The following is a 22,396-nucleotide window of genomic DNA, read 5'->3' on the forward strand; positions in this document are numbered from 1 at the left end:
ATAAAGGGGTCAGATACATTAGCTCCAGTCCTGATATAGTGCCAAGCAATACAAGCAACGCTTCGCAGCCAGCCCATGCCCCGCCTGCCCCGCTTCAACCTGTCCGGTGGGATAAAGGGGTCAGACACATTAGCTCTAGTCCTGATATAGTGCCAAGCAATACAAGCAACGCTTCGCAGCCAGCCCATGCCCCGCCTACCCCGCTTCAACCTGTCCGGCGTGCCCCAGAGCAATAAAGGGGTCAGATACATTAGCTCCAGTCCTGATATAGTGCCAAGCAATACAAGCAACGCTTCGCAGCCAGCCCATGCCCCGCCTGCCCCGCTTCAACCTGTCCGGCGTGCCCCAGCACGTGATTCAGCGTGGTAATAATCGTCAGGCCTGCTTTTTCGACGAGGATGATTACCTGTTTTACCTGGAATGCTTGCAGACGGCTGCCGGGGTCAGCGGTTGTGATGTCCATGCTTATGTGTTGATGACCAATCACGTCCATCTGTTGGTCACGCCCCACCGGGATCGCGCGGTGTCGCGTATGATGCAATCGGTTGGGTAGCAATAAAGGGGTCAGCAATAAAGGGGTCAGATACATTAGCTCCAGTCCTGATATAGTGCCAAGCAATACAAGCAACGCTTCGCAGCCAGCCCATGCCCCGCCTGCCCCGCTTCAACCTGTCCGGCGTGCCCCAGCACGTGATTCAGCGTGGTAATAATCGTCAGGCCTGCTTTTTCGACGAGGATGATTACCTGTTTTACCTGGAATGCTTGCAGACGGCTGCCGGGGTCAGCGGTTGTGATGTCCATGCTTATGTGTTGATGACCAATCACGTCCATCTGTTGGTCACGCCCCACCGGGATCGCGCGGTGTCGCGTATGATGCAATCGGTTGGGCGTCGCTACGTCGGGCAGGTCAACCGCCGACATGAGCGCACCGGTACGTTATGGGAAGGACGTTACCGCGCCAGCCCGGTGGAGTCCGAGCGTTATTTGTTGGCTTGCTATCGCTACATCGAACTCAACCCGGTAAGAGCGCAGGGCATGGCCGATATGCCGGACGATTACCGCTGGTCCAGCTACCACGCCAACGCGCTGGGCCGAGGCGATGCGTGGCTCACGCCCCATTCTCTCTACAATGCCCTCGGTCCGACCGCGGCGGCGCGGCAGCACGCATACCGCGAGTTGTTCCGCATACCGCTGACAGCGGAAACGGAGCACGAGATTCGGCTGAGCGCCCGTCAGGGCGTTGTGCTTGGCAGTGAGGCTTTTCGCGAACGCATCGGGCAATCACTCAATATCCGAGCCACGCCCGGGCGGCGAGGCCGGCCGAAGAAAAATAACGCCTTTACCGACCGATAGGATCGTGATGGCCGGGCTTTCCTGCCCGGCGTTCCCGTCCCGCTTAGCTTATCTCCCTTGTCGAATCGTGTCTGACCCCTTATCTACTTGTCGAATCGTGTCTGACCCCTTATCTACTCGTACACTTATCTAACTCGTGTCTGACCCCTTATCTCTCGCTCGTCGAATCGTGTCTGACCCCTTATCTAGTGTCTGACCCCTTATCTACAACAGGCCGAGCGGTTTTCGCGCTGGTCACTGTAACGGCCGCGATCTATAGCGCGGTGTTCAGCTACTGGAACGGCCCGCACCGCGGCGGGCCGGACATCCAGGCGAGTCGCGTTTATTTACGCAACGCCAACGAGCCGCGCTTCTGGGCGGACGGCACGCTAAACGGCCGACGCCCGCGCCGGCCTCCGGACACCATCGAGCCATAATCACGCCCCACTCGGCCCGGCTTGCGTTTGACGTAAAATTTGGCCGGATAAACGCCGCGGCCAGCCTCGGGCTACCCGGCGGCCACGGTAACCGACCGCGAATCCGCCGATCGCGCGGGCTTCATGTTGTTCAGCACTGGCAGAAAGCCGGGCCCGAAGCGGCTGGGCCGTCGATAATTATTGAAAGTCCGCACGATTTCGACGACGATATGCGACTCGGCTATTATTTACGTGCCGCGCCATGAATTCGCGCACAGTGTTCATCTACCCCGCTTCGACGCTGGTCATCGGCGCTGTTGTGGCGGGCATTTGTTTTTTATGGCGTACGCCCCACGATCCGGTCGTGGCCCAGCAGCCGGCACCGCCTGCTGCCGCGGTGGCGAGCCGGCATTCGGCCGAGCCAACTGTTTCAAAATGGGCCGTAGCGCCACCGCGGGCTCACGCGCGGCTGGCCTGGGCGCCAATGGATAGTCTGTCGCCGTTGAAGCCCGAACGTCATCACGACGCGAGCGTCGTCACCATCACGCGGGCAAGCGTGCCACCGCCACTCAATCTCAAACTGCCCGCCAATACGCCGCGCGATGTGCCACTGACGAATGAAAGCCGCGCGTCGCTTGTTTTGACCGCTCATTCGGTGCGGGCGCCGCTGGCCGGCCCGCTGGCAACGGACGCGCAACAGAATACCGGCAGCGACAATGCGGCCGCCGCGGCGCCGGACACGCACCTGTTTAACCGAAACAACGGCCTACGCGGCTTCATGGCGCACAACTGGCTCAACAAGAGCGTAGGCGTCCAGGGCGGACTGGCAATCAAGGATGAGCGGCTGCGCCAGAGCAGCGGCGGCGGTCTCCGCGGCAACATGGCCGTCGGCATGGGCGTGCTCCTCGCGTTCTGAGGCCGAGCGGTGTGGTTCGAGACCCAAGGCCGCAAGCCGGGATAGAGAGAGTCCGGCGCGGGCCGGATCGTGGCCCGACTCGGGCGCCGTTTGAGTTGTGTACAGGTGACTTCGATCTGTCGGATTACGCCTGCGGCTGATCCGAGCTACGCGGTCTGCTTGGCCTCCGTCTGCGGGCGCGGACCAGAGGCTGTAAGCCGGCATCGCGCGCTACGTGACTAAAGCCGTCCGTCCGTTTCGTCGGCGGCGAAGGCGTATTTCACGTCGTAGACGATATGCATGGGCTTGCAATAACTGCGCACGGTGTCGCTGCCGGCCTGGCGGAATTCACGGTGCGCGACGGCCACGATGGCGGCGTCGTAGGTGCCCGGTTGCGGCGAATCGACCAATGTCAGCCCATATTCGTGGGTCACCTTCGCCGGATCGGCCCACGGGTCGTATATATCGACGGCTGCATCCATGGCCTGCAATTCGTGCACGATATCCACTACCCTCGTGTTGCGTATATCCGGGCAATTTTCCTTGAACGTCAGCCCCATGATGAGCACGCGCGCGCCGTTCACCTGGATCTTGCGCCGCAGCATCAGGCGCACGACTTCGTGCGTGATATAACGGCCCATGCCGTCGTTGATGCGCCGCCCGGCGAGGATGATGTCCGGGTGGTAGCCCACCGATTGCGCCTTGTAGGTCAGGTAATACGGGTCCACGCCAATGCAATGCCCGCCGACCAGGCCCGGCTTGAACGGCAGGAAATTCCATTTCGTGCCCGCCGCCTCGAGCACTTCCTGGGTGTCGATGTTCAAGCGCCCGAAGATCTTGGAGAGTTCGTTGACCAGCGCGACGTTGATATCGCGCTGGACGTTCTCGATCACCTTGGCCGCTTCGGCCACCGTGATCGACGAGGCCCGATGCACCCCCGCCGGCACGATCTGCCCGTACAGTGCCACCAAACGATCCGCGATCTCGGGCGTGGAGCCGGCCACCACCTTCACGATATTGGCCAACCCGTGCTCGGTATCGCCGGGGTTTGCGCGCTCCGGGCTGTAGCCGACGAAAAAGCCTTCGTTGTACACCAGCCCCGAGCCCGCGGCGAGAATCGGCACACAGCGCTCTTCGGTCGCCCCCGGGTACACCGTGGACTCGTACACCACGATGTCGCCGCGCGACAGATAAGGCGCGAGCGCGCGCGTGGCCGATTCCAGCGGGCCGAAGTCCGGCACCTTGGCATCCGTCACCGGCGTCGGTACGGACACGATATAGATATTCGCTTGGGCCAGATCCGCCGGATCGGACGAGAACGACAGCCCGTTCGAGGCTGCCAGCTGCTCGGGCGAAACTTCACGCGTGAAATCATGGCCGTCGCGCAGCTGAGCGACGCGTTTTCCGTCGATATCGAACCCGAGCGTTGACTGATGCCGGCCAAATGCCACCGCCAGCGGCAACCCAACATAGCCGAGGCCCAGAACCGCCAACCGGTCGCTTGCCGGCATATTCGTTTCCGACACGTTCCACCCTCTTTATTATTCTGGGCGCTACGCGAAAGCCGCGCGCTCGGCCCGAGCCCGTTGTCCTGCGATCATACCGAAACTCGCAGGCGCCGGGGGCCGGACCGGCTATATGCGAAAAACCCGGAACGCCATGCGGCAGATCCGCGTCGGAGGCGTCACATGCCCGGTATAATCAGGTCCGCCCCATATGCAGCGTCACCACTGGATTGCTCATGACCATTCTCGTCACCGGCAGCGCAGGTTTCATCGGGTTTCATGTCGCCCAGCGACTGCTGGATCGAGGCGAGCACGTGGTGGGCGTCGATAATTTCGACCCGTATTACGACGTCGCGCTCAAGCGTGCCCGCGTGGCCGTGCTCGAAAACAATCCGGCGTTCGAACAAGTCGAGCTCGACATCGCCGATCGTCAGGCCATGCCGGCACTGTTCGCCGAACGCGGCTTCGAGCGCGTCGTACATCTGGCCGCCCAGGCTGGGGTACGGCATTCAATCGACCATCCACATGATTACATCGACTCGAATGTCACGGGCACCTTGAACGTCCTCGAAGGCTGTCGGCACAACAAAGTCGACCACCTGGTATACGCCTCCACCAGCTCGGTGTACGGCGCTTCCACCGACATGCCCTTCTCGCCCGGCGGCGACGCCAATCACCCGCTGGCCATTTACGCCGCCTCGAAACGGGCCACGGAGTTAATGGCGCACTCCTACTCGTATCTGTACGGCCTGCCGACGACAGGCCTGCGATTTTTCACGGTATACGGCCCCTGGGGCCGGCCCGACATGGCGCTGTTCCTGTTTACTCGCAAGATGCTGGCGGGCGAGCCCATCCCGGTGTTCAACCACGGCAAACACCGGCGCGACTTCACCTTCGTGGACGATATCGCTGAAGGCATCGCCCGCGTCCTCTATAAAACCGCCACACCGGACGAAAACTGGAACAGCGACGCCCCCCGTGTCGACCGCAGCCCCGCACCCTGGCGGATCTACAACATCGGCAACGGCAACCCCGTGCCGTTGATGGACTACATCAACCGCCTCGAGGAATGCCTGGGCATCACGGCCGAAAAGGAAATGCTGCCCATGCAGGCCGGCGACATCGAAGCGACCCACGCCGATGTCCATGGCCTGTTCGAAGCCGTTGGGTACCGCCCCGAAACCACCGTCGACGAAGGCGTGAAGAAATTCGTGGACTGGTATCAGAGCTATTACGGCTGAACCGACTCACGTCAACCACTCGGCCTATGCGAACAGAACAAAGCCCGCTGATCTCACGAGCCAAACACCGATCGGATCGCACGAGGCCCACTAATACGCGTTCTTGTGCACGAATCCCTTGAAGATCGTGAGGAAGATGATCTTCAGATCGAACCACAGCGACCAGTGCTCAATGTAATACAGATCGTGCTCGATCCGCTTTGTAAGGTCGGTCGAGCCGCGCCAGCCATTGACCTGGGCCCAGCCCGTGATCCCGGCCTTCACCATGTGCTTCTGCATATAGCCGGGAATTTCGGCCTTGAACTGGTCGACGAAAACCGGCCGCTCCGGCCGCGGCCCGACAATCGACATGTCTCCGCGCAACACGTTGATGAACTGGGGCAGTTCATCGAGGCTGGTCCGCCGCAGAAAACCACCGAAACGCGTCGAACGCGTCTCGCCTGCCCGCGCCCAGACCGCGCCGGTTCGGGACTCCGCATCCACGAGCATGGACCTGAACTTCAATATGGTAAAAAGTCGACCATTCCATCCCATGCGTTTCTGACGAAAGAAGATCGGCCCAGGAGAACTCATCTTTACGCCAAACGCGAGTACCAGCAACAACGGACTGATGAGCGCGAGGATGATCAAGGCTAGCGTCCGATCTTCGACCGCCTTGATCACCCGACTCAGCCCATGCATGGGCGAGACGTTCAGATTCAGCATCGGCACGCCGAGAATTTCCGTGACTGGATGCTGGATGAGACGCATACCGCGAAGATTGGGCACAAGGCGCATGGTAATGGGGCTATGGCGAAAGTCCCACAACACACGGTCAATCAGCGCCTGCTGATCGAGCGGCAAGCAGAGCCAGATTTCATCCACATGGAAGCGGCGCGCAAGGCGCTCGGTCCGGTCCTGATACGCCACCACTCGCACATCGCCGAGCTTCTGGTTTCCGTCGTGATCGATCATCGCCACGGCGATAACCTCCCAACCGGTGGAAGGCGTTGCCTTTACCCGTGCCAAGGCTTCTTCGGCTAGTGCGCTGTCGCCGACAATGAGGATTCGACGGTGATTCAACCCGCGAGCGCGAAGTTCACGCAAGGTGACAAATGTCGCCACCCGCCCCACAACCAGCAATGCCCAGGCGCAACCCGCCCAGGTGGCGACCCATAAGCGCGAATAACTATCGCTTTGTTTGACCGCGAAACCGACCAGGATCAAACCGAGCATGACGCCCCCCCACCCGAACGTTACGGCCCGGAACTGATCCACGAGGTTACGACCGCGCCACGAGTCGTAAAGCTGCAGTGAAGGGAACACACTGACTGTGAGCAGAAGCGCGACAATGACCGGACCGCGGTAATGCGCCCCGAGGCCAAGCGCATCAAACCGCCAGAAGTAAGCGAGGTAGGCCCCGGCACAGATCATCGCCAGATCGACCAACACATAAAGCGCGACCGAAATATTACCGTGCTCTCTAAGAAAACCGCGTTGGAACATGCCTCTTATTCACCAATTCAACTACGCGATTTTACACGCTCGGGCTCGAAAACGGCTTAGCCCTATCGAACCTCCAGCCGACCCATGGAAAACGCGTTAGGTACAAGATTTTACAACGGAAAAAGCATGCGCCGCCGAGCCTCCTGCGGATATACGATGCCGCTACCAATTCGAGCCCGGCGTATACCGGTGAAAGCGGTAGGCACCCCGGCGATTTCGCAGTACTACCGCAATCGCCTTGAACAGCATCTTAAGATCCGGCCCAAGGCCCTGCGCTCAAACATAGGCGCAATCCAAAGCAATACGCTATCGATAATCGGTAATGGGTATCGCGACAGCCGATGCGGCGCCAAAGGCCGCGCATGCCCGGGCATGCCGAGAGGTCGAGCCGCCCATGACCGCCATAACGCACAAACTCATGTTTCCACAATCGGCCGCGGACCAACCAGGAACATATCGCCAACCACCACACGCAACGACTGAAGCAGCTCATCCAAGCTCGACCGCCTAAGAACAGCCCCCAAACGGAGTCACCCCGCGATCTTTTTCAACTCCAAGTTCGTCTGCCATTCAACACGCGTATCCGCGCAGCTGTTGCAGGCACACTTCTACACCCGGGTATATACCGCGAAATTTCCGCACGCCATGCCCGACCGAACAAAATATGCGCAACAAAGCGAAGTACGCCAATAAACGATTAGCAAAACAAAGAAGGGAAGAAAACGAGAATCGGGCCACCGTACAAGTCCACTGCCGGTTTCGCGCCCGCCGGCGGCCCGCGTCAGACGACCGCGCAACTCGCGCGGTATAACGTCTGCCGATTGCAGCTGGCAAATTCCGTACAAATAGCCCTCGCGCCCGACTACTATTATCAATAAGGCATCAAAACAGCCGACTTCATCCGCTGTTTTCAACGCCATGAAAATAAAAGCAGTCGCCTTTACATCGTTTATTTTCAAAGTCTTAGCGGCCAATAGCCGCGACGAGCATGCGGTCGTATACTCGCGCTATTAGCCCGAAGAATCATCTATTTTGTGCCGTGTTAATAGTATACGACGAAGGCGCGGTGCTGCTCACTAACCCGCATGCGCGCTCGCCCGGATGGATCTCGGCACATCAACAAACGCCACCCATTCGTTATCCACCCGCCGAATATCCTCCATGCACCTGGGCTAGCCAACCGTCAACAGCTTCCTTCATGCGGTGATGAAATCGCTCCTCCGAGAAGGTCAGGGCATGCGCCCGGATAGCCGCGCGGTCAATGGTCGGCTCCCACTGCTCAAGACGCTCCAGAGCCGACATCAGAAATTCGGGCGTTTGGTGAGAAAACAGCAAACCCGTTTCACCGTCTATAACGGTTTCGAGCGCGCCACCTCGCCCGTAAGCGAGCACTGGCGTGCCGCAGGCCATGGCCTCTATCGGCACAATTCCGAAATCTTCCACTCCGGGAAAAACCAGCGCGCGCGCTGACTCCAGAAGCTCCTTCACACGGGCGTCATCCACGCGCCCGAGGAACTCCACGTTACCTGGCGCATTTCGCCGCAACTCATCTCTGAAATCCCCCTCCCCGACCACAAGCAATCGCATCGACGAGCGAGCGCGGAAAGCCTCAATCGCGATATCTGGACGCTTATACCGGGTCAGCTGCCCTAATAGCAGAAAATAATCGCCCTTCTCGTACACACATTCAAAGCGCCCAACATCCACCGGCGGATGAATGACCTTCGCATCGCGCCGATAACACTTCCGAATACGTGCACGGATGAAATGCGAGTTCGCAATGAAGTGGTCTACGCGATCGGCTGAGGCTCGGTCCCATAGCCTTAAATAATGCGTTAGCGGAACCATCATTGCGCGCGTTAATCGACCGGCCGCCTCGCGGTAATCCGGATACATATCCCATAAATAGCGCATCGGGGAATGGCAATAGCAGATATGTAACGTGTCTGGACCAGTCAACACCCCCTTCGCCGGCCCGGACTCACTGGAAATTACCAAATCATATTCACGAAGATCCAGCTGCTCAAGCGCAAGGGGCATCAACGGCAAAAGCCTTTGATAATGTTTGCGCGCGCCAGGAATACGGGCAATGAACGTTTCACGCACATAATGCGCCTTGTTTAAAGCACCAAATCGCTCACGGTCGATCACATGCGTGAATACGTCAGCATCAGGAAAAAGCTTGCATAAAGAATTTACAACCTTTTCCCCTCCACGATCCGTTACAAACCAATAGTGAACCAGGGCTATACGTAAATTCGGCATGGACTATCAGACCAGTTTAGATTTGAACCGCCCCGGGTTTACTGAAGACTCGTGGGTTTGAGTCACGCCACTTCGGTAGCCGGGGCAATTGTGTCAAAGAATTTGGCTTCCGCCTCGGCCGGGGAATATCGCCGATCGGCTCGAACAGATGCTGATCATTGAACTAGTCGACCTAGACCAGCACCGGGAACTCGACCACGGCACGGTGGGTCACGGCCCGTCGTGCTGAGGAATGATACCAACGGTCATAAACATCGATCGACGCACGGCCCGTCACGATACGTGATGGCGTGCATTCGACCGGTGGCCCGCGCATCTGGCCGCCGGCGGCATCACGCTGGCCCGCGCCACACTGACCCGACTGGTGGCCCGAACAGCGGCCTTGCTCTGCCCGATCCATTTCGCCCAGCTCGAACATCTGCTGCAAAGTGGGGTCCTGGCGATGGACGAGACGCCCTTCAAGGCCGGGCGGGCCGGCCCGGCAAGCTGCGGCCCAAGTCCGCTATGCCGAGGCCCGGTCGGGCGTCATCCATGCCCAGCGCAGGGCGCGCATATCCGCCGGGGCTTCGAACGGGTGCTGGACAGTGATCCCCAGGCGCAACACGCACTGACGCTGATCGGTGACTTGTTACCAGACCGACGCCACAATCCGGCAAAAACAATGCACAGGCCCCAACAAACAGGCCGCGCGAACGAAATACCGCGGACCGGCGGTCCGGGCGTTCCGGCAATGGTGCGGCCAGTGCCTGGATCTGGAGCCCAGTCATCCCCTGGCCAGGGCGGTGGCCTGCGCGTTCCGAGCGCAAGGCGTCGCTCGAAGTCTTACTCGGCGATCGCGAGGTGCCAATTGACACCAACCATCTGGAACGTGGTCTGCGGCCGATCCCGATGGGGCGTGGCAACTTGGCTGTTCTGTTGGATGGAAGCCAGCACCGAGCACATGGGCATCATCCAGAGCCTGATCGCCACCTGCCGGCTGCATGGCATCGATCCGTATATCTATCTGGTGGATATGCTCCAACGGGTCGGCATTCATCCGGCGAGCGGCGTCGCCGCACTCATCCCGCGGCGCTGGAACGAACACTTCGCCGACCAGCCCCTACGTTCCGATCTCGACCGCTTCGACAATAACGTCTCCGAATAGTCGGTTACGTGGTTCTAAAAGCGACTGATCTCGCTCGATGCCTCGACCATCGGTCTCTGTCTGTCGGTCTTTCCCTGCACGAAGTTCCGCACCACAAAAGGCGCGGTCAAGCTGCATGTCGGGCTGAATCACGACGGTTATCTGCCGTGCCTTGTGGTGCTCACCGACGGTGCGACCCGCGATGCCATCGTGGCGCGCAGGGAGGGGCGTGCCACGCGACAGCAGCGTCGTGACGGACCGCGCCCCCACAACGACTACGCCTGGTTCAATGCATTGACGGGCCAGGGCGTGCTGAGCAGCAATTTTTATCTGGCCGCCAGGACCCTCCCCGATATCTACAAGGCGCGCTGGAAGATAGAACTCTTTCCAGGTTCGTCAACCAGAACCTGAGGATCAAGTCGTTAGTGGACACCTCTCCCGGAATACGGTCCCGGCGCAGATCTGGATCGCCTGATGTATGCGTTTATCTGCTTCGGACGTCAATTAAATTCAGTAGTCGTATCGATCGCAGCCCGGGGCAGATAACTCGATTGCTGCAGCTCAACTTGTGCGAGCGCCGAGACCGGTTTCGGCTGCTCCGCGGTGATCAGCCCGATGCCACTGCGTCGGCCCGACCCGGGCTGCTGCGAAACCTGTGGCACAGCAGTGATTGCTCGTACATAAGCGTAGAATTTTGTTAAACCCTATCAGGCAAGGTTACCGCTCAGCTGCCTTTCGCCGAGCTGCTCACGTCGGCACTGCCCCTGACATTGCCCAGCTGATCAACGACGCGGACCTTGTGATACTGCCCTTGTGGCAAATGCAGGGCCACACATTGGGTGATCATCGCCTGGCTGACGGCTGCATCCAGCCGCGGGGCGTGCCAATCCATGCCGATGGTCAGCACATTATTCTTGATGCCGGTTTTCTTGCTGGCGAGCTGGATGTCGTAGCCACCAGTCGGGCGCTGGCCCATTTCGACGATGAGTACACCGTTGCGCGCCATCTTCGGGTTAAAGCCGTTGACGTTGCGGTAGTCGATCCAGTTTTGAAAGGCGTCGGGATCGGCAAAGTAATGTACTTCGGAGGCTTGCGACGGCGTGCCGCAATACGTGCTCTTGCCCACCACCGATACACCCGATGCGCTTCTACCGAGGTGGAGCGTGCTGCAGCCGGCTATGGCAACGGAGGCGATTAAAAGCAGGCCAAGACGCATTAGGGACATACGGGTGGCACCAGCGGTTCGAGTCGAAGCGCGGGAGGATAGCACAACGTGTCAGGCCTACCGACACGTTCAAAATACACTGTCTTCACCGTGCGGTACCGGCGGCGGCGACGAGCGAACGCTCGAGGTAGCCGTGTGTGATCAGATACTCGACAAGTTGGTCCACGCAGCCGGTGATGTCCTTCTCCGCGGTGTGCAGATGCACTTCGGCCTGTTCCGGCGGTTCGTAGGGTGCGCTGATGCCGGTGAAGTTGGGGATGCTGCCGGCGCGGGCCTTCTTGTACAGCCCTTTCGGGTCGCGCTGCTCGCAGATTTCCAGGGGGGCATCGACGAACACTTCGACGAAATCTTCCTCGCTGGACAGGGCCCGCGCCATTTCGCGGTCCCGGCGGTACGGCGAGATGAACGCGGTGAGGTTGATGATGCCGGCGTCGCGGAACAGCTTGGCGACTTCGCCGATCCGCCGGATATTCTCGATCCGGTCTTCGGGCGTGAACGACAGGTCGCGATTGAGCCCTGTGCGGACGTTGTCGCCGTCCAGGCGATAGGTGCGACAGCCCATGTTGGTGAGACGCTCTTCGAGCGCGACGGATATGGTCGATTTGCCCGAACCGGAGAGGCCCGTGAACCAGATGGTGAGGCCGCGGTGCCGATTGATGGCCTCGCGCCGTTGCCGGTTGACCGAGCCTTCGTGCCACACGATGTTTTCTGTATTGCTCATGGGTTCGAGCCTATGCCCTCATCTGAACGGTTTGCGGGTGCTCCGTCAGCGACCGTCGGCCGCGAGTTGCCGAAGGAGCGCTGGAATGACATCGGCGGCACGCCCTGCACACTTTACATCGCACAATTCCGTGATTGGCGTTTCCGCGGGATTGATCTCGATTGCCGTGCCCTGCCCTGATGCCGCGGCGTATACGGGCGCGGCAATGTATTCGAAAACCGCCGTGGTGCCAATCATTAGTACCACGTCGAAACCGCGGGCGAGTTCGCGCTGATAACGTTCCAGCGCCGAACGCGGCAGCGTTTCCTCGAACAGCACCACCGCCGGGCGCTCCACCCCCGCGCAACGCGCACACAGGGGCGGCCATCGTCGCAAGCCGGCGTAGTCCGGCACGTCGCGGGATTGTCCGCAGCGCACGCAGAACAGACGATGAATATTGCCGTGCATTTCGATCAGCTGGCGCGTACCCGCGGCCCGATGCAGGCCATCCACGTTCTGCGTGACCACGCATAAATGGTCGACATGTTCGGCCAGCGACACGAGCCCCCGGTGGCCGGCATTGGGCCGTGCGCCGCGACAGGCCGACTCGATCTGCGCCAGATATTTCCAGGTCAGCGCCGGGTTGCGCGCGAACATCGGGCCCGAGAGCGCTTGTTCGATGGGCACCCCGTCGGCCGTGGCCTGGTCATTGTATAAGCCGCCCACACCGCGGTATGTCGGCATGCCCGAGTCGGCGGACATGCCGGCACCGGTAATCGCGAGCACGCGCGAGGCCGAGCCAAGAGCGTTTGCCGCACGGGCGATGTTGTCGTCGAGCGAACGTGACATGGTGCGCAGTATGCCGGAGGCCGAATGATGAATGTAGGTGGCCGGCCCGGTGCGCCGCGGACGCAGACCGTTGTGCCCCCGCGGCGCGGGGTGGCGAGTGGGCCAACCGCCCGGCCCGGTTGGTGGGGTTGGCGTTTGTGGGGGGATTCGTTGGCGGCGCGCTTCGACATGTGGGGCGGCCGCGGCTTGGGCGGTTTGGTCTGGTGGGTAGGCGTACTTCTGTCGGCTTACGGCCTGATATGGATTGCATCGCAAGCATTTGTGCCAAAAAGACTTTTTTTGGCGCTGATTTTAGCCTATCCCGAGGGCATCATGGATTGCGATGCAATCCATGTGGTCTAACCCGACCTGCGCGCCTTGTTTCGGCTGTTGTGGCTCGGATTTGTCGGAGGCGTCGTCCGGCATGGGGCGGCCGTGGCACGGACCGGCATCCGGCTCGGATTGACCCGCGTACGATACGTGACCCGACCCTGCAGGAGCCGCGATTGGCTGGTATCCGAAATCTCGTCATCGTGCTCGGCGATCAGCTGGATCGTGGACTGTCGGCGCTGGACGACTACGATCCCGCACGGGATGTGGTCTGGATGGCAGAAAACCAGACCGAAGCGACGCATATGTGGTGCCACAAGCAACGGCTGGTGCTGTTTTTCGCCGCCATGCGCCATCATCGCGACGATCTGCGCGCACGTGGGTTCCGCGTCTGGTACCACGCGCTGGATGTGGATGGGCGGTGCGACAGCGGCGTCGATTTCGCGGCGATCCTGACGACCGCGGTGCGCGAGCTCGGCCCGAAACGGCTGGTGATGAGCGAATGCGGTGATTATCGGGTACAGCGCGTGCTGGCCGATTGCGCGAAGCATCAAGACCTACCCCTGCAGGTTCGGCCCGACCGCCACTTCTATTGCGGTCTCGATGCCTTCAACGACTGGGCCGATGCCCGGGGCTCGCTGACGCTGGAGTACTTCTATCGCTGGATGCGGCGCACCGAGTATATTCTGATGGATGGCGACCAGCCGGAAGGCGGCCAATGGAACTTCGACAAGCAGAACCGCCGAACCTTTGGCCGAGACGGGCCCGGCGAGCTCCCGCACGTTCGCGGCTTTCGGCCCGACGCGATCACCCGCGCCGTTATCGACATGGTGGCGGCGCGATTCGATGACCACCCCGGCCACCTCAAGGACTTCGACCTGCCGGTCACCCACGATGAAGCGCGTACCGCGTTGCGCGATTTCATCGACCAGCGGCTCGCGTTGTTCGGTGACTATCAGGATGCGCTCTGGACCGACATGCCGTTCGCTTATCACTCTCGCTTGTCCGCCGCGCTCAATCTCCATCTCATCGACCCGCGCGAATGCGTCGGCGCGGCCGTCGCGGCTTACGAGTCCGGCAAGGCGCCGCTGAACAGCGTCGAGGGGTATATCCGTCAGGTGCTGGGCTGGCGGGAATTCGTGCGCGGCATCTATTGGCGCGAAATGCCCGCCTATGCCAGCCGGAACGCGCTGCGCGCCGAATTACCGGTGCCGCGCGCGTATTGGGACGGCGACACTAATATGGCCTGTGTTGCCGACGCCATGCGCAACGTGGTGGACAACGGCTATGCCCATCATATTCAGCGGTTGATGGTGCTCGGGCTTTTCGCGCTCGTGGCCGGCGTGCACCCGTACCGCTTTCACGAGTGGCATATGGCGATGTATCTGGATGCCATCGACTGGGTCAGCCTGCCCAACACGCTCGGCATGAGCCAGTTCGGTGACGGCGGCCTGCTTGGCACCAAACCGTATTGTGCATCAGGCAATTACATCAACAAGATGAGCAATTACTGCAAGCATTGCCGGTTCGATTACAAGCAGGCGAGCGGCGATAAAGCATGTCCGATAACAACGCTTTACTGGGATTTCCTCGACCGCAATCTCGAGGCGTTTCGCGATAATCGACGCATGGTGTTTCAGGTCAAGAATCTGGAAAAGAAACGCGCGGATGCCGGATTGATGGCGGCCATTCGTCGCCGGGCTCGTACCCTCCGGCAGCAGATCGAAGACGGCGAGCGAATTTGATAACGCGGCGCGGCAGGATAGGGCCGATGGGTTCGACATGAGGCGTACCGGCGTACGGACGCGGCGTTTGATCGCCGGGGCCTCAGTGTCGGCTTACGGCCTCCGGCCTGATATGGATTGCATCGCAAATATCTGTACCAGAAAGACTTTTTTGGCGCTGATTTTGGCCGATCCCCAGGGCATCATGGGTTGCGATGCAATCCATGTGATCTAAGCCGACCTACGCGCTTTGTTCGGCCTTTGGACCCGTCGCCAATGACTTGCGCGCTATCATCTGTTGTTTCGGGGTCTGCGTACGCCCAGTGGTGTATCGATCGACGAGTGAGCTTCGATGAAAAAACGCGTGATTATCTGGTTTCGGCGCGACTTGCGGCTGGCGGACAATCCGGCGCTGCACGCTGCGATCGACGCCGGGTTCGATTCGATCGTACCGGTGTTCATCCATGCGCCCGACGAACTGGGAGACTGGGCGCCGGGCGGTGCGCAGCGCGTCTGGCAACATCTTTCGCTTGCGGCGCTGGACACCGATCTTCAAGCGCTGGGCTCGCGGCTGGTGATTCGTCAGGGGCCGACGATAGCCGCGCTGGATGCGTTGATCGAAGAAAGCGGTGCATGCGCGGTCTACTGGAATCGGCTGTACGATCCGAGCACGATCGCTCGCGATAAACAGGTGAAGCGCCACCTCGAGGAGGCAAACATCCAGGCCGCGAGCTTCAATGCCGCCTTGCTGCACGAACCGTGGACTGTTTCGACCCGGCAGAATACGCCGTACAAGGTGTTCACGCCGTTCTGGAAAGCCATTCGCGACGACCCGGTGCGCAATCCACTCCCCGCCCCCGAGGCATTGCCGGCGGTATGGTCCCGGATTGGCTCGGAGGCGCTGTCGGACCTGGGCCTGCTGCCGGATATCCGATGGGATACGGGTATCCGGCAAGCGTGGCGGCCGGGCGAGAACGGGGCCCACGCGCGTCTGGAAACCTTTGTGAACGACACGCTCGGCGGCTATGGCGAAAGCCGTGAGCGCCCCGCGCAGCCGGGCACGTCGTATCTTTCGCCGCACCTGCATTTCGGTGAGATCGCGCCGCGCCAGATCGTGCATCGCCTGGAAGAGTGGCTGCACGACCACGGTAATGAATCGCATCGTAAGCATGCGAATATCTTTCTCAGCGAAATCGGCTGGCGTGAGTTCGCACACCACGTGTTGTTCCACTTTCCGAATACGCCCGATGAACCGCTCGATCCGCGGTTCAAGCATTTCCCCTGGACCCACGATGACGAGGCCCTGCAAGCCTGGCAGGCCGGCCGCACCGGGGTCCCGATGGTGGATGCGGGCATGCGCGAGCTTTGGGCGACCGGCATCATGCACAACCGCCTGCGCATGACGGTGGCGTCGTTCCTGACCAAGAATCTGCGGATCGGCTGGCAGCATGGCGAACGCTGGTTCTGGGATACGCTCGTGGATGCCGATCTGGCGAACAATACGCTCGGCTGGCAATGGGCGGCGGGTTGTGGCGCCGACGCTGCCCCATTCTTCCGTATATTCAATCCGGCACGCCAGGGCGAGCGTTTCGACGCGGACGGCGCGTACGTCAGACGTTGGGTTCCCGAGCTAAGCGGTCTGCCGGACAAACATATTCATCGGCCATGGGCCGCGCCACAGAAAGTGCTCGACGATGCCGGCGTGACGCTGGGCCAGACCTATCCGAACCCGATAGTCGATCTCAAGGCTTCGCGCCAGGCGGCGCTCGACGCGTTCGATCGGATCAAGAATACATAGCCGTCGGTGATTTGCGGCAACGATCTGGCTTTTGCAGGTCGGATTCGCCGGTGGCGTAATCGGACGTACGGGCCGGCCCGGGCGAATTGGGTGGTTCGCCGGGCGCGCGGGCCTGTCGGCTTACGGCCCGTGGCCTGATATGGATTGCATCGCAAGCATCTGTGCCAAAAGACTTTTTTTGGCGCTGATTTTGGCCAAGTCCAAAGGTATCATGGATTGCGATGCAATCCATGTGGTCTAAGCTGACCTACTCGCTTCGATCGAGCTGTTGTAGGCCTGATTCGCCGGAGGCGTGATCCGACATCCGGAGCGGGGCTGGCATGTGCATGTGGGTGCCGGGCTTCCATTCATAAAAAAGGACTCCCGAAGGAGTCCTGAGGTGGCGTTCCCGTATTGTTTTTCTGCAGCTTTGAAGCTGCGGCTGCCGGGATTCTTTATTTCGCCGTGTCGTGGATTGTTGTTCTCCGTCCCCTCCGAGAGACCGCGCGATACGGCGCCAATGCGTTGATTCGTTAGTGGCCCTCGGCGCGTATGCTTTGTTTTACGCCGCACGCCAGCTCGGGTCAACGTATCGGCCGTTAGACCTTAGGCGAACGATTTCATTTTTCCTATTATCATCATACTTTTAGCAAGGTATCGCGATAGTAGGACAGCTCCTCGATCGAGTCGCGAATGTCGTCCATGGCCAGGTGACTCGAATCCTTGGAGAAGCCGCTCGCCACTTCGGGCGCCCAGCGGCGGGCAAGTTCCTTGAGGGTGCTGACATCGATATGCCGGTAATGGAAGTAGGCCTCCAGTTCGGGCATGTAGCGGGCGAGAAAGCGGCGATCCTGGCAGATGCTGTTGCCGCACATGGGCGAGCGGCGCGCGGGCACGTAGCTTTCAAGAAACTCGATGGTGCGGCGCTGGGCTTCGACTTCATCAACACTCGAGGCGCGAACCCGCGCTACCAGCCCGGAGGCGTTGTGCTGGCGCGTGTTCCACTGGTCCATTCCCTGCAGCCGATCATCACTCTGGCGGACGGCCAGCACCGGCCCTTCGGCCAGCACGTGAAGATTCGCGTCGGTGACCAGCGTGGCGATTTCAATGATGCGATCGGCGTCCGGGTCGAGACCCGTCATCTCGAGGTCGATCCAGATCAGGTTATCGTCGGCGTAGCTCATGGGTTCTTCTTGATTCCTAAACTTGCATTGTGCGCGAGACGTTCGCCGACGACCACCCACCGGGGTTCGTCACGGCAGCGGGCAGTGTTATCGTGACATCGAACAGTTCGCAACCAAGTCACGCTTATGAATGCGCTCGCGGATCAGAAATGCGCCCCCTGCGAAGGCGGCACCCAGCCGATGACGGGTCAGACGGTGACCGATCGCATGAAGCAGCTCAGTGATCATTGGCAAAATGCGGATGACGAGAAGATCGTAGGCCAGTTCAAGTTCAAGAACTATTACCAGACCCAGGCATTCGTGAACGCCGTGGCGTACATCGCGCACTGCGAAGATCATCACCCCGATATCACGTTCGGTTACAACAGCTGCCGCATCGAATTGACCACGCACGCCATCGGCGGCCTGTCCGACAATGATTTCATCAGCGCAGCGAAGATCGACCGCCTGTTGAATTGATACGCGGCCGGCCGGGCCCGGCGCAGCAGCCGCTACCGCCCGCTTGTCTTTCGTTTACAGCGGCCGGCGGCCGGAGAACGCCTGGCTCAGGGTGCCGGCGTCGACGTACTCGAGCTCGCCCCCCACCGGTACGCCGTGGGCAATACGGGTGACACTGGCGCTGTTCTGGCGCGCGAGGTCGGCGATGTACTGAGCGGTCGCCTCGCCCTCGACGGTGGCGCCGACCGCGAGTATCAGCTCCGCCACCGGCCCACGGACCAGACGATCGCGCAGAATATCCAGGCCGAGTTGCTCGGGGCCGATACCGTCGATGGGCGACAGATGGCCCATGAGCACGAAATAGCGCCCGTCGAAGTTGGTGTTCTGCTCGATGGCCATGACATCGGCCGGACTCTCGACCACGCACACACGGCTGGCGTCCCGCTGCTCGTTTCGACAGATCTCGCAAAGCTCGGCTTCGGCGAACATCCGACATTCGCGGCAATGCCGGATGTTGGCTATCGCCGTCTGAATCGTCTGCGCCAGATGGATACCGCCCTCGGGCTCGTTCTGAAGCAGATGAAACGCCATACGCTGGGCGCTTTTCGCGCCCACGCCGGGCAGTACGCGGAAAGCGTCGATCAGCCGGGATAAAGCAGGAGCAAAGGCCATGGCGGTTTCGTGGTGCACATCGTCTGGGCCGAGGCCGCGATTATGCCGGAATGCGGCCTGCTTCTGGGGGCTTGTTGCTGCCGGCAGGTGCCGCAGCCCGGGCTGATCGGCATGACGAGGGGCGCGGCGGTAGCTGGCGCAGGGCTTCGGTCTGCGTGTCTGGACCGGCTCGCCGGGTGCGCGGGGCTCTGTCGGCTTACGGCCTGCGGCCTAAGCCGACCTACGCGCTTCGGCCGGGCTGTTGTTGTAGGTGGATTAAGCCGGAGGCGTCATCCGACATGGGCGCCAGGCGCGAGGCCCGCGCGTTGCACGGGCCTCGATCGGCCGTCTAGAACGGCAGGCTCATGCCTTCCGGCAGTTCCATGCCGCCGGTCAGCTCGGACATTTTTTCCTTGCTTGCGGTCTCCACGTGTTGAACGGCGTCGTTGATTGCCGCGGCCACGAGATCCTCGAGGAACTCCGGGTCTTCCTCCAGCGCGGACGGGTCGATATGCACTTTTTTGACTTCGTGCTTTCCGGTCATCACGACCTTGACCAGGCCGGCGCCGGACTCACCCGTGATTTCCATCTGCGCCAACTCTTTCTGGGCTTCCTGCATCTTGCCCTGCATGGCCTGGGCCTGTTGCATCATTTTGCCGATGGAACCTTTCATTGATCGTCTCTTTGCTGCATCGCGCCCGGTGAGCGATGGGGTTTAATCGTTTCGGGACGCAGCCGGGCACCAAGCTGGCTGCGCAATTGCTGAATGATCGGGTCATTTTCGATGGATGCAACCGCGTCCTGCTGCCGCTTTTCGGCATTGGCCTCGATACGCTTGGCCGGCGTGTCGTGCAGCTCGTCCACCACGTTGATCTTGAGGTGCGGGGGCGCGGCCGTGCCCCAGGCATCCGACAGGGCCGATTGCAGCCGCTCGCGGGCATCCTCGGTAGCCAGAAACGCGTTCGCACGGGCCAGATCGAGCTCGATCAACGCGTTGTCGAGATGGCGGCATACGCCGTTGTTGGCAAGCTGGGCGGCGAACCCGCGAACATCGAGACGCGGAACGAGCGCGTGCCAATCCTCGGGGTGATCGCGGGTCGACGAAAAATCGAACGTGTCGCCTGTGGCCTCGGGCGCGTGCCCGGTGTCTGCCTCGGCCGCGTCCGCCGCCCGCGACGAATCGACAACCGCGATAGCCGGATCAAGCGGGCTTTGTTCCGGCGTGCCAACCGCCGTCACGGCGACCTCGTGGGTCGCCTGACGCTCCGCCTCGGGCTGCGCCTGTGCAGAACTCGTGTGCGCGTCGGCGACGGTCAGCCCGCCCTGTTGTCGCTGGGCCCCGCCGGCCGATTCGCGATCTGGGGAAGCCGGCGCAACCGGCGCCGGCACCTCCTCGGCCGCCGCGCGATTCGCCGGGGCTGGCGTCGCGGCTTCCTCCGCTGCTGGGGCGCTTTGCTCGTTAATCGCCGCAGGCCGTTCGGCAACCGCTGGCGCAAGGTCGGCCGGCGCTTGTGCAAACGGTTCCGACACGGCCACGGATGGCCCTGCGGCATCGGGCGTGACGGACTGCTCAGCGGGCGTGACCGTCGTCGACTCGTCTGATCCGCCGTCTTTTTTGCCCTGCAGCTGCGCGCGGGCGCGGGCCATCGCTTCGCGCGCGCTCTGCTTGCGATCCGCCGGGGCACCCTGTTCCGGCACCTCGGGCCCGCGCGCGACGGGCGCCGGCGAAGTGGTCGACGCGGGCACGGGGTTATCGCTGCATGCCGGGGCGAAAGCCAGCATGCGTAATACCGACATCTTGACGCCGACCAACGGATCGGGCGCATTCGGCAAGTCGCGTATGCCGGCAACCGTAATGTCGTAGAACAACTGTGTGACACGCGGATCGAGGCGATCTGCCGAGGCCTGCCAACGCGCGCTTTCGTCATCGATTGCTTCGCCGACCACCTGCACTGTGGCGATGTGCTGCCAGGCGGTTGCGATCGCCTCGAGCAGGTATCGCATGTCGATGCCCTGGGCATAGAGCGATTCCAGCGCAATCAGGGCGGCGGTGGCTTGCGCGTCGATCACCGCGTCGATCAATTCGGCGACACGCGCTTCGCCAATCGTGCCGAGCATGTCGCGCACACCGTCGACGTCCAGATGACCGCCACCGAACGCAACGGCCTGATCCAACAACGACAAGCCGTCGCGCATACTGCCGTCGGCACCGCGGGCGAGCTCGGCCAGTGCTTCCTCGTCAGCCGACAACGACTCCGCGTCCACAATATGGCGCAGCCGATCGGCGATACGCGTTGCCGACAGACGTTTCAACGGAAATTGCAGACATCGCGAGAGGATGGTCACCGGGATCTTTTCCGGTTCGGTCGTCGCCAGCAGGAACTGAACGCGTGGCGGCGGCTCCTCGAGCGTCTTGAGCAGCGCATTGAAGGAATGCTTGGTCAGCATGTGCACCTCGTCGATGAGGTACACCTTGGTGCGGCCGCGCGTGGGTGCGTACTGCACGTTGTCCATCAGATCGCGGGTGTCGTCGACACCGGTACGCGACGCCGCATCGACTTCGATCAGGTCGACATAGCGGCCTTCGTCGATTTCGCGGCAGGTGGCGCAGGCCTCCTCGCCGACGCAGGGCGACGCGCTTACGCCGCGCTCGCAGTTCAGGCATTTGGCAATAATGCGCGCGAGTGTGGTCTTGCCCACGCCACGCGTACCGGAAAACAGCAGCGCGTGATGCAGCTTGTCGCCGTCAAGCGCGTGGGTAAGCGCGCGGACGACATGCTCCTGGCCCACGAGCTGATCGAAGCGGCGGGGCCGCCATGTTCGCGCCAGCGCTTGAAAACTCATGCGGAGAAACGTGACCTGACGTTACAGGACACTAGCGGCGCTTGCGTCATGAGGCGAACCATCCTGGAACGAATGCGGCTGATCTTCTCAACTATCGCGGCATGGCCCGGACGTTTCAAGCGGGAACGTCGGCCGCGTCAACAGCCAGGGCCCGCCCCTCACCCAGCGAAGGCCATCGCCCGCGCTGCCCGCGGGCAGATAAAGGTGGCGGCCCGCGCCAGCGACACCCCGGCGCCCGAGTCCGCCGCTACCGCTGCTCCCTTCCGGGCCTGACGGGGTTTACGGCATATCGTCGCGGGGGCACCGACGCGGGCCACCATTGCAAACGAGTGCTTCGGTTTTCGCGCCGACGCACTTTGTTGGCGGAGAGGGAGGGATTCGAACCCTCGGTACGGGGTTACCGCACACACGCTTTCCAGGCGTGCTCCTTCGA

General features: G+C 61.3%; 19 protein-coding genes, 1 other RNA gene and 2 pseudogenes. 9 read left to right on the top strand and 13 right to left on the bottom strand.

What is annotated here, in order from left to right:
• Positions 1 to 250: 250 nt before the first annotated feature.
• A complete protein-coding gene (locus ACS8Y6_RS17825; RefSeq protein ID WP_440856197.1) occupies positions 251 to 589 on the bottom strand; it encodes a hypothetical protein in 339 nt (112 codons plus the stop codon).
• A 56-nt stretch (positions 590 to 645) separates the two neighbouring features.
• Here ACS8Y6_RS17825 and ACS8Y6_RS17830 point away from each other — a divergent pair, with 56 nt between their 5' ends.
• Both ACS8Y6_RS17830 and ACS8Y6_RS17835 read left to right on the top strand, forming a co-directional pair.
• Positions 646 to 1,353, top strand: a complete 708-nt coding sequence (locus ACS8Y6_RS17830; protein ID WP_440856198.1) for a transposase — start codon at positions 646 to 648, stop codon at positions 1,351 to 1,353.
• Between the two features lie 759 nt (positions 1,354 to 2,112).
• A complete protein-coding gene (locus ACS8Y6_RS17835) occupies positions 2,113 to 2,664 on the top strand; it encodes a hypothetical protein (protein WP_440856199.1) in 552 nt (183 codons plus the stop codon).
• A 218-nt stretch (positions 2,665 to 2,882) separates the two neighbouring features.
• Here the strand turns inward: ACS8Y6_RS17835 and ACS8Y6_RS17840 are convergent, their stop codons facing one another.
• Positions 2,883 to 4,154: a nucleotide sugar dehydrogenase gene (locus ACS8Y6_RS17840; protein WP_440849968.1), complete on the bottom strand. Its 1,272-nt coding sequence runs from the start codon at positions 4,152 to 4,154 to the stop codon at positions 2,883 to 2,885.
• 230 nt (positions 4,155 to 4,384) lie between these two features.
• On the opposite strand from ACS8Y6_RS17840, the gene ACS8Y6_RS17845 reads away from it, so the two are divergent.
• Positions 4,385 to 5,389 carry an NAD-dependent epimerase gene (locus ACS8Y6_RS17845; RefSeq protein WP_440849914.1) on the top strand — a complete coding sequence of 335 codons (1,005 nt, stop codon included), beginning with the start codon at positions 4,385 to 4,387 and terminating at the stop codon, positions 5,387 to 5,389.
• Positions 5,390 to 5,479: 90 nt separating this feature from the next.
• Here ACS8Y6_RS17845 and ACS8Y6_RS17850 read toward each other — a convergent pair whose 3' ends face one another.
• The 3 genes from ACS8Y6_RS17850 to ACS8Y6_RS17860 form a co-directional block, all read right to left on the bottom strand.
• Positions 5,480 to 6,874 carry an undecaprenyl-phosphate glucose phosphotransferase gene (locus ACS8Y6_RS17850; RefSeq protein ID WP_440849913.1) on the bottom strand — a complete coding sequence of 465 codons (1,395 nt, stop codon included), beginning with the start codon at positions 6,872 to 6,874 and terminating at the stop codon, positions 5,480 to 5,482.
• A 416-nt stretch (positions 6,875 to 7,290) separates the two neighbouring features.
• Complete coding sequence (locus ACS8Y6_RS17855; protein WP_440849912.1) at positions 7,291 to 7,398, bottom strand: sugar transferase; 108 nt, start codon at positions 7,396 to 7,398, stop codon at positions 7,291 to 7,293.
• Positions 7,399 to 8,011: 613 nt separating this feature from the next.
• On the bottom strand, positions 8,012 to 9,139 hold the full coding sequence (locus tag ACS8Y6_RS17860) for a glycosyltransferase (protein ID WP_440849911.1): 1,128 nt from the start codon (positions 9,137 to 9,139) through the stop codon (positions 8,012 to 8,014).
• A 352-nt stretch (positions 9,140 to 9,491) separates the two neighbouring features.
• Here ACS8Y6_RS17860 and ACS8Y6_RS17865 point away from each other — a divergent pair.
• The 3 genes and pseudogenes from ACS8Y6_RS17865 to ACS8Y6_RS17875 form a co-directional block, all read left to right on the top strand.
• Positions 9,492 to 9,545 (top strand): annotated as a pseudogene (locus ACS8Y6_RS17865) (hypothetical protein); the annotation flags it as partial.
• Between the two features lie 395 nt (positions 9,546 to 9,940).
• A pseudogene (locus tag ACS8Y6_RS17870) lies at positions 9,941 to 10,283 on the top strand (transposase domain-containing protein); the annotation flags it as partial.
• 153 nt (positions 10,284 to 10,436) lie between these two features.
• Positions 10,437 to 10,673, top strand: coding sequence for a hypothetical protein (locus ACS8Y6_RS17875; protein WP_440849910.1), 237 nt, complete (start codon positions 10,437 to 10,439; stop codon positions 10,671 to 10,673).
• A 313-nt stretch (positions 10,674 to 10,986) separates the two neighbouring features.
• On the opposite strand, the gene ACS8Y6_RS17880 is transcribed toward ACS8Y6_RS17875, so the two are convergent.
• From ACS8Y6_RS17880 to ACS8Y6_RS17890, 3 genes are all read right to left on the bottom strand, one after another.
• Complete coding sequence (locus ACS8Y6_RS17880; protein ID WP_440856200.1) at positions 10,987 to 11,487, bottom strand: hypothetical protein; 501 nt, start codon at positions 11,485 to 11,487, stop codon at positions 10,987 to 10,989.
• Positions 11,488 to 11,572: 85 nt separating this feature from the next.
• Positions 11,573 to 12,208 carry an adenylyl-sulfate kinase gene (gene cysC, locus ACS8Y6_RS17885; RefSeq protein ID WP_440856201.1) on the bottom strand — a complete coding sequence of 212 codons (636 nt, stop codon included), beginning with the start codon at positions 12,206 to 12,208 and terminating at the stop codon, positions 11,573 to 11,575.
• Positions 12,209 to 12,253: 45 nt separating this feature from the next.
• Positions 12,254 to 13,036, bottom strand: a complete 783-nt coding sequence (locus ACS8Y6_RS17890) for an NAD-dependent protein deacylase (RefSeq protein ID WP_440856202.1) — start codon at positions 13,034 to 13,036, stop codon at positions 12,254 to 12,256.
• Positions 13,037 to 13,521: 485 nt separating this feature from the next.
• On the opposite strand from ACS8Y6_RS17890, the gene ACS8Y6_RS17895 reads away from it, so the two are divergent.
• Entirely contained in the window at positions 13,522 to 15,090 is a 1,569-nt protein-coding gene (locus tag ACS8Y6_RS17895) for a cryptochrome/photolyase family protein (RefSeq protein WP_440856205.1), read from the top strand.
• A 331-nt stretch (positions 15,091 to 15,421) separates the two neighbouring features.
• Positions 15,422 to 16,867, top strand: coding sequence for a cryptochrome/photolyase family protein (locus tag ACS8Y6_RS17900; protein ID WP_440856203.1), 1,446 nt, complete (start codon positions 15,422 to 15,424; stop codon positions 16,865 to 16,867).
• 617 nt (positions 16,868 to 17,484) lie between these two features.
• Here the strand turns inward: ACS8Y6_RS17900 and orn are convergent.
• Positions 17,485 to 18,030: an oligoribonuclease gene (gene orn, locus ACS8Y6_RS17905; RefSeq protein WP_440849903.1), complete on the bottom strand. Its 546-nt coding sequence runs from the start codon at positions 18,028 to 18,030 to the stop codon at positions 17,485 to 17,487.
• Between the two features lie 126 nt (positions 18,031 to 18,156).
• Between orn and ACS8Y6_RS17910 the strand changes: the two genes are divergently transcribed.
• Entirely contained in the window at positions 18,157 to 18,489 is a 333-nt protein-coding gene (locus tag ACS8Y6_RS17910; RefSeq protein ID WP_440849902.1) for a 4a-hydroxytetrahydrobiopterin dehydratase, read from the top strand.
• A 54-nt stretch (positions 18,490 to 18,543) separates the two neighbouring features.
• On the opposite strand, the gene recR is transcribed toward ACS8Y6_RS17910, so the two are convergent.
• The 4 genes from recR to ffs form a co-directional block, all read right to left on the bottom strand.
• Positions 18,544 to 19,140, bottom strand: coding sequence for a recombination mediator RecR (gene recR, locus ACS8Y6_RS17915; protein WP_440849901.1), 597 nt, complete (start codon positions 19,138 to 19,140; stop codon positions 18,544 to 18,546).
• Between the two features lie 328 nt (positions 19,141 to 19,468).
• Positions 19,469 to 19,792, bottom strand: a complete 324-nt coding sequence (locus ACS8Y6_RS17920; RefSeq protein ID WP_109994828.1) for a YbaB/EbfC family nucleoid-associated protein — start codon at positions 19,790 to 19,792, stop codon at positions 19,469 to 19,471.
• Positions 19,789 to 21,963 carry a DNA polymerase III subunit gamma/tau gene (gene dnaX, locus ACS8Y6_RS17925; protein WP_440856204.1) on the bottom strand — a complete coding sequence of 725 codons (2,175 nt, stop codon included), beginning with the start codon at positions 21,961 to 21,963 and terminating at the stop codon, positions 19,789 to 19,791. The genes ACS8Y6_RS17920 and dnaX overlap by 4 nt, the downstream gene beginning before the upstream one ends.
• Before the next feature lie 212 nt (positions 21,964 to 22,175).
• Positions 22,176 to 22,272: signal recognition particle sRNA small type (ffs, locus tag ACS8Y6_RS17930), an RNA gene on the bottom strand.
• Between the last annotated feature and the right edge of the window lie 124 nt (positions 22,273 to 22,396).

The organism is Salinisphaera sp. RV14, assembly GCF_052044135.1.
Taxonomy (GTDB): domain Bacteria; phylum Pseudomonadota; class Gammaproteobacteria; order Nevskiales; family Salinisphaeraceae; genus Salinisphaera.

What these genes read in the sequence shown, in the direction of transcription:
- ACS8Y6_RS17825 (WP_440856197.1), bottom strand. Translation starts at nt 589, where the DNA reads ATGTATCTGACCCCTTTATTGCTGACCCCTTTATTGCTACCCAACCGA.
- ACS8Y6_RS17830 (WP_440856198.1), top strand. Translation starts at nt 646, where the DNA reads ATGCCCCGCCTGCCCCGCTTCAACCTGTCCGGCGTGCCCCAGCACGTG.
- ACS8Y6_RS17840 (WP_440849968.1), bottom strand. Translation starts at nt 4,154, where the DNA reads ATGCCGGCAAGCGACCGGTTGGCGGTTCTGGGCCTCGGCTATGTTGGG.
- ACS8Y6_RS17845 (WP_440849914.1), top strand. Translation starts at nt 4,385, where the DNA reads ATGACCATTCTCGTCACCGGCAGCGCAGGTTTCATCGGGTTTCATGTC.
- ACS8Y6_RS17850 (WP_440849913.1), bottom strand. Translation starts at nt 6,874, where the DNA reads ATGTTCCAACGCGGTTTTCTTAGAGAGCACGGTAATATTTCGGTCGCG.
- ACS8Y6_RS17860 (WP_440849911.1), bottom strand. Translation starts at nt 9,139, where the DNA reads ATGCCGAATTTACGTATAGCCCTGGTTCACTATTGGTTTGTAACGGAT.
- ACS8Y6_RS17880 (WP_440856200.1), bottom strand. Translation starts at nt 11,487, where the DNA reads ATGTCCCTAATGCGTCTTGGCCTGCTTTTAATCGCCTCCGTTGCCATA.
- cysC (WP_440856201.1), bottom strand. Translation starts at nt 12,208, where the DNA reads ATGAGCAATACAGAAAACATCGTGTGGCACGAAGGCTCGGTCAACCGG.
- ACS8Y6_RS17890 (WP_440856202.1), bottom strand. Translation starts at nt 13,036, where the DNA reads ATGTCACGTTCGCTCGACGACAACATCGCCCGTGCGGCAAACGCTCTT.
- ACS8Y6_RS17900 (WP_440856203.1), top strand. Translation starts at nt 15,422, where the DNA reads ATGAAAAAACGCGTGATTATCTGGTTTCGGCGCGACTTGCGGCTGGCG.
- orn (WP_440849903.1), bottom strand. Translation starts at nt 18,030, where the DNA reads ATGAGCTACGCCGACGATAACCTGATCTGGATCGACCTCGAGATGACG.
- ACS8Y6_RS17910 (WP_440849902.1), top strand. Translation starts at nt 18,157, where the DNA reads ATGAATGCGCTCGCGGATCAGAAATGCGCCCCCTGCGAAGGCGGCACC.
- recR (WP_440849901.1), bottom strand. Translation starts at nt 19,140, where the DNA reads ATGGCCTTTGCTCCTGCTTTATCCCGGCTGATCGACGCTTTCCGCGTA.
- ACS8Y6_RS17920 (WP_109994828.1), bottom strand. Translation starts at nt 19,792, where the DNA reads ATGAAAGGTTCCATCGGCAAAATGATGCAACAGGCCCAGGCCATGCAG.
- dnaX (WP_440856204.1), bottom strand. Translation starts at nt 21,963, where the DNA reads ATGAGTTTTCAAGCGCTGGCGCGAACATGGCGGCCCCGCCGCTTCGAT.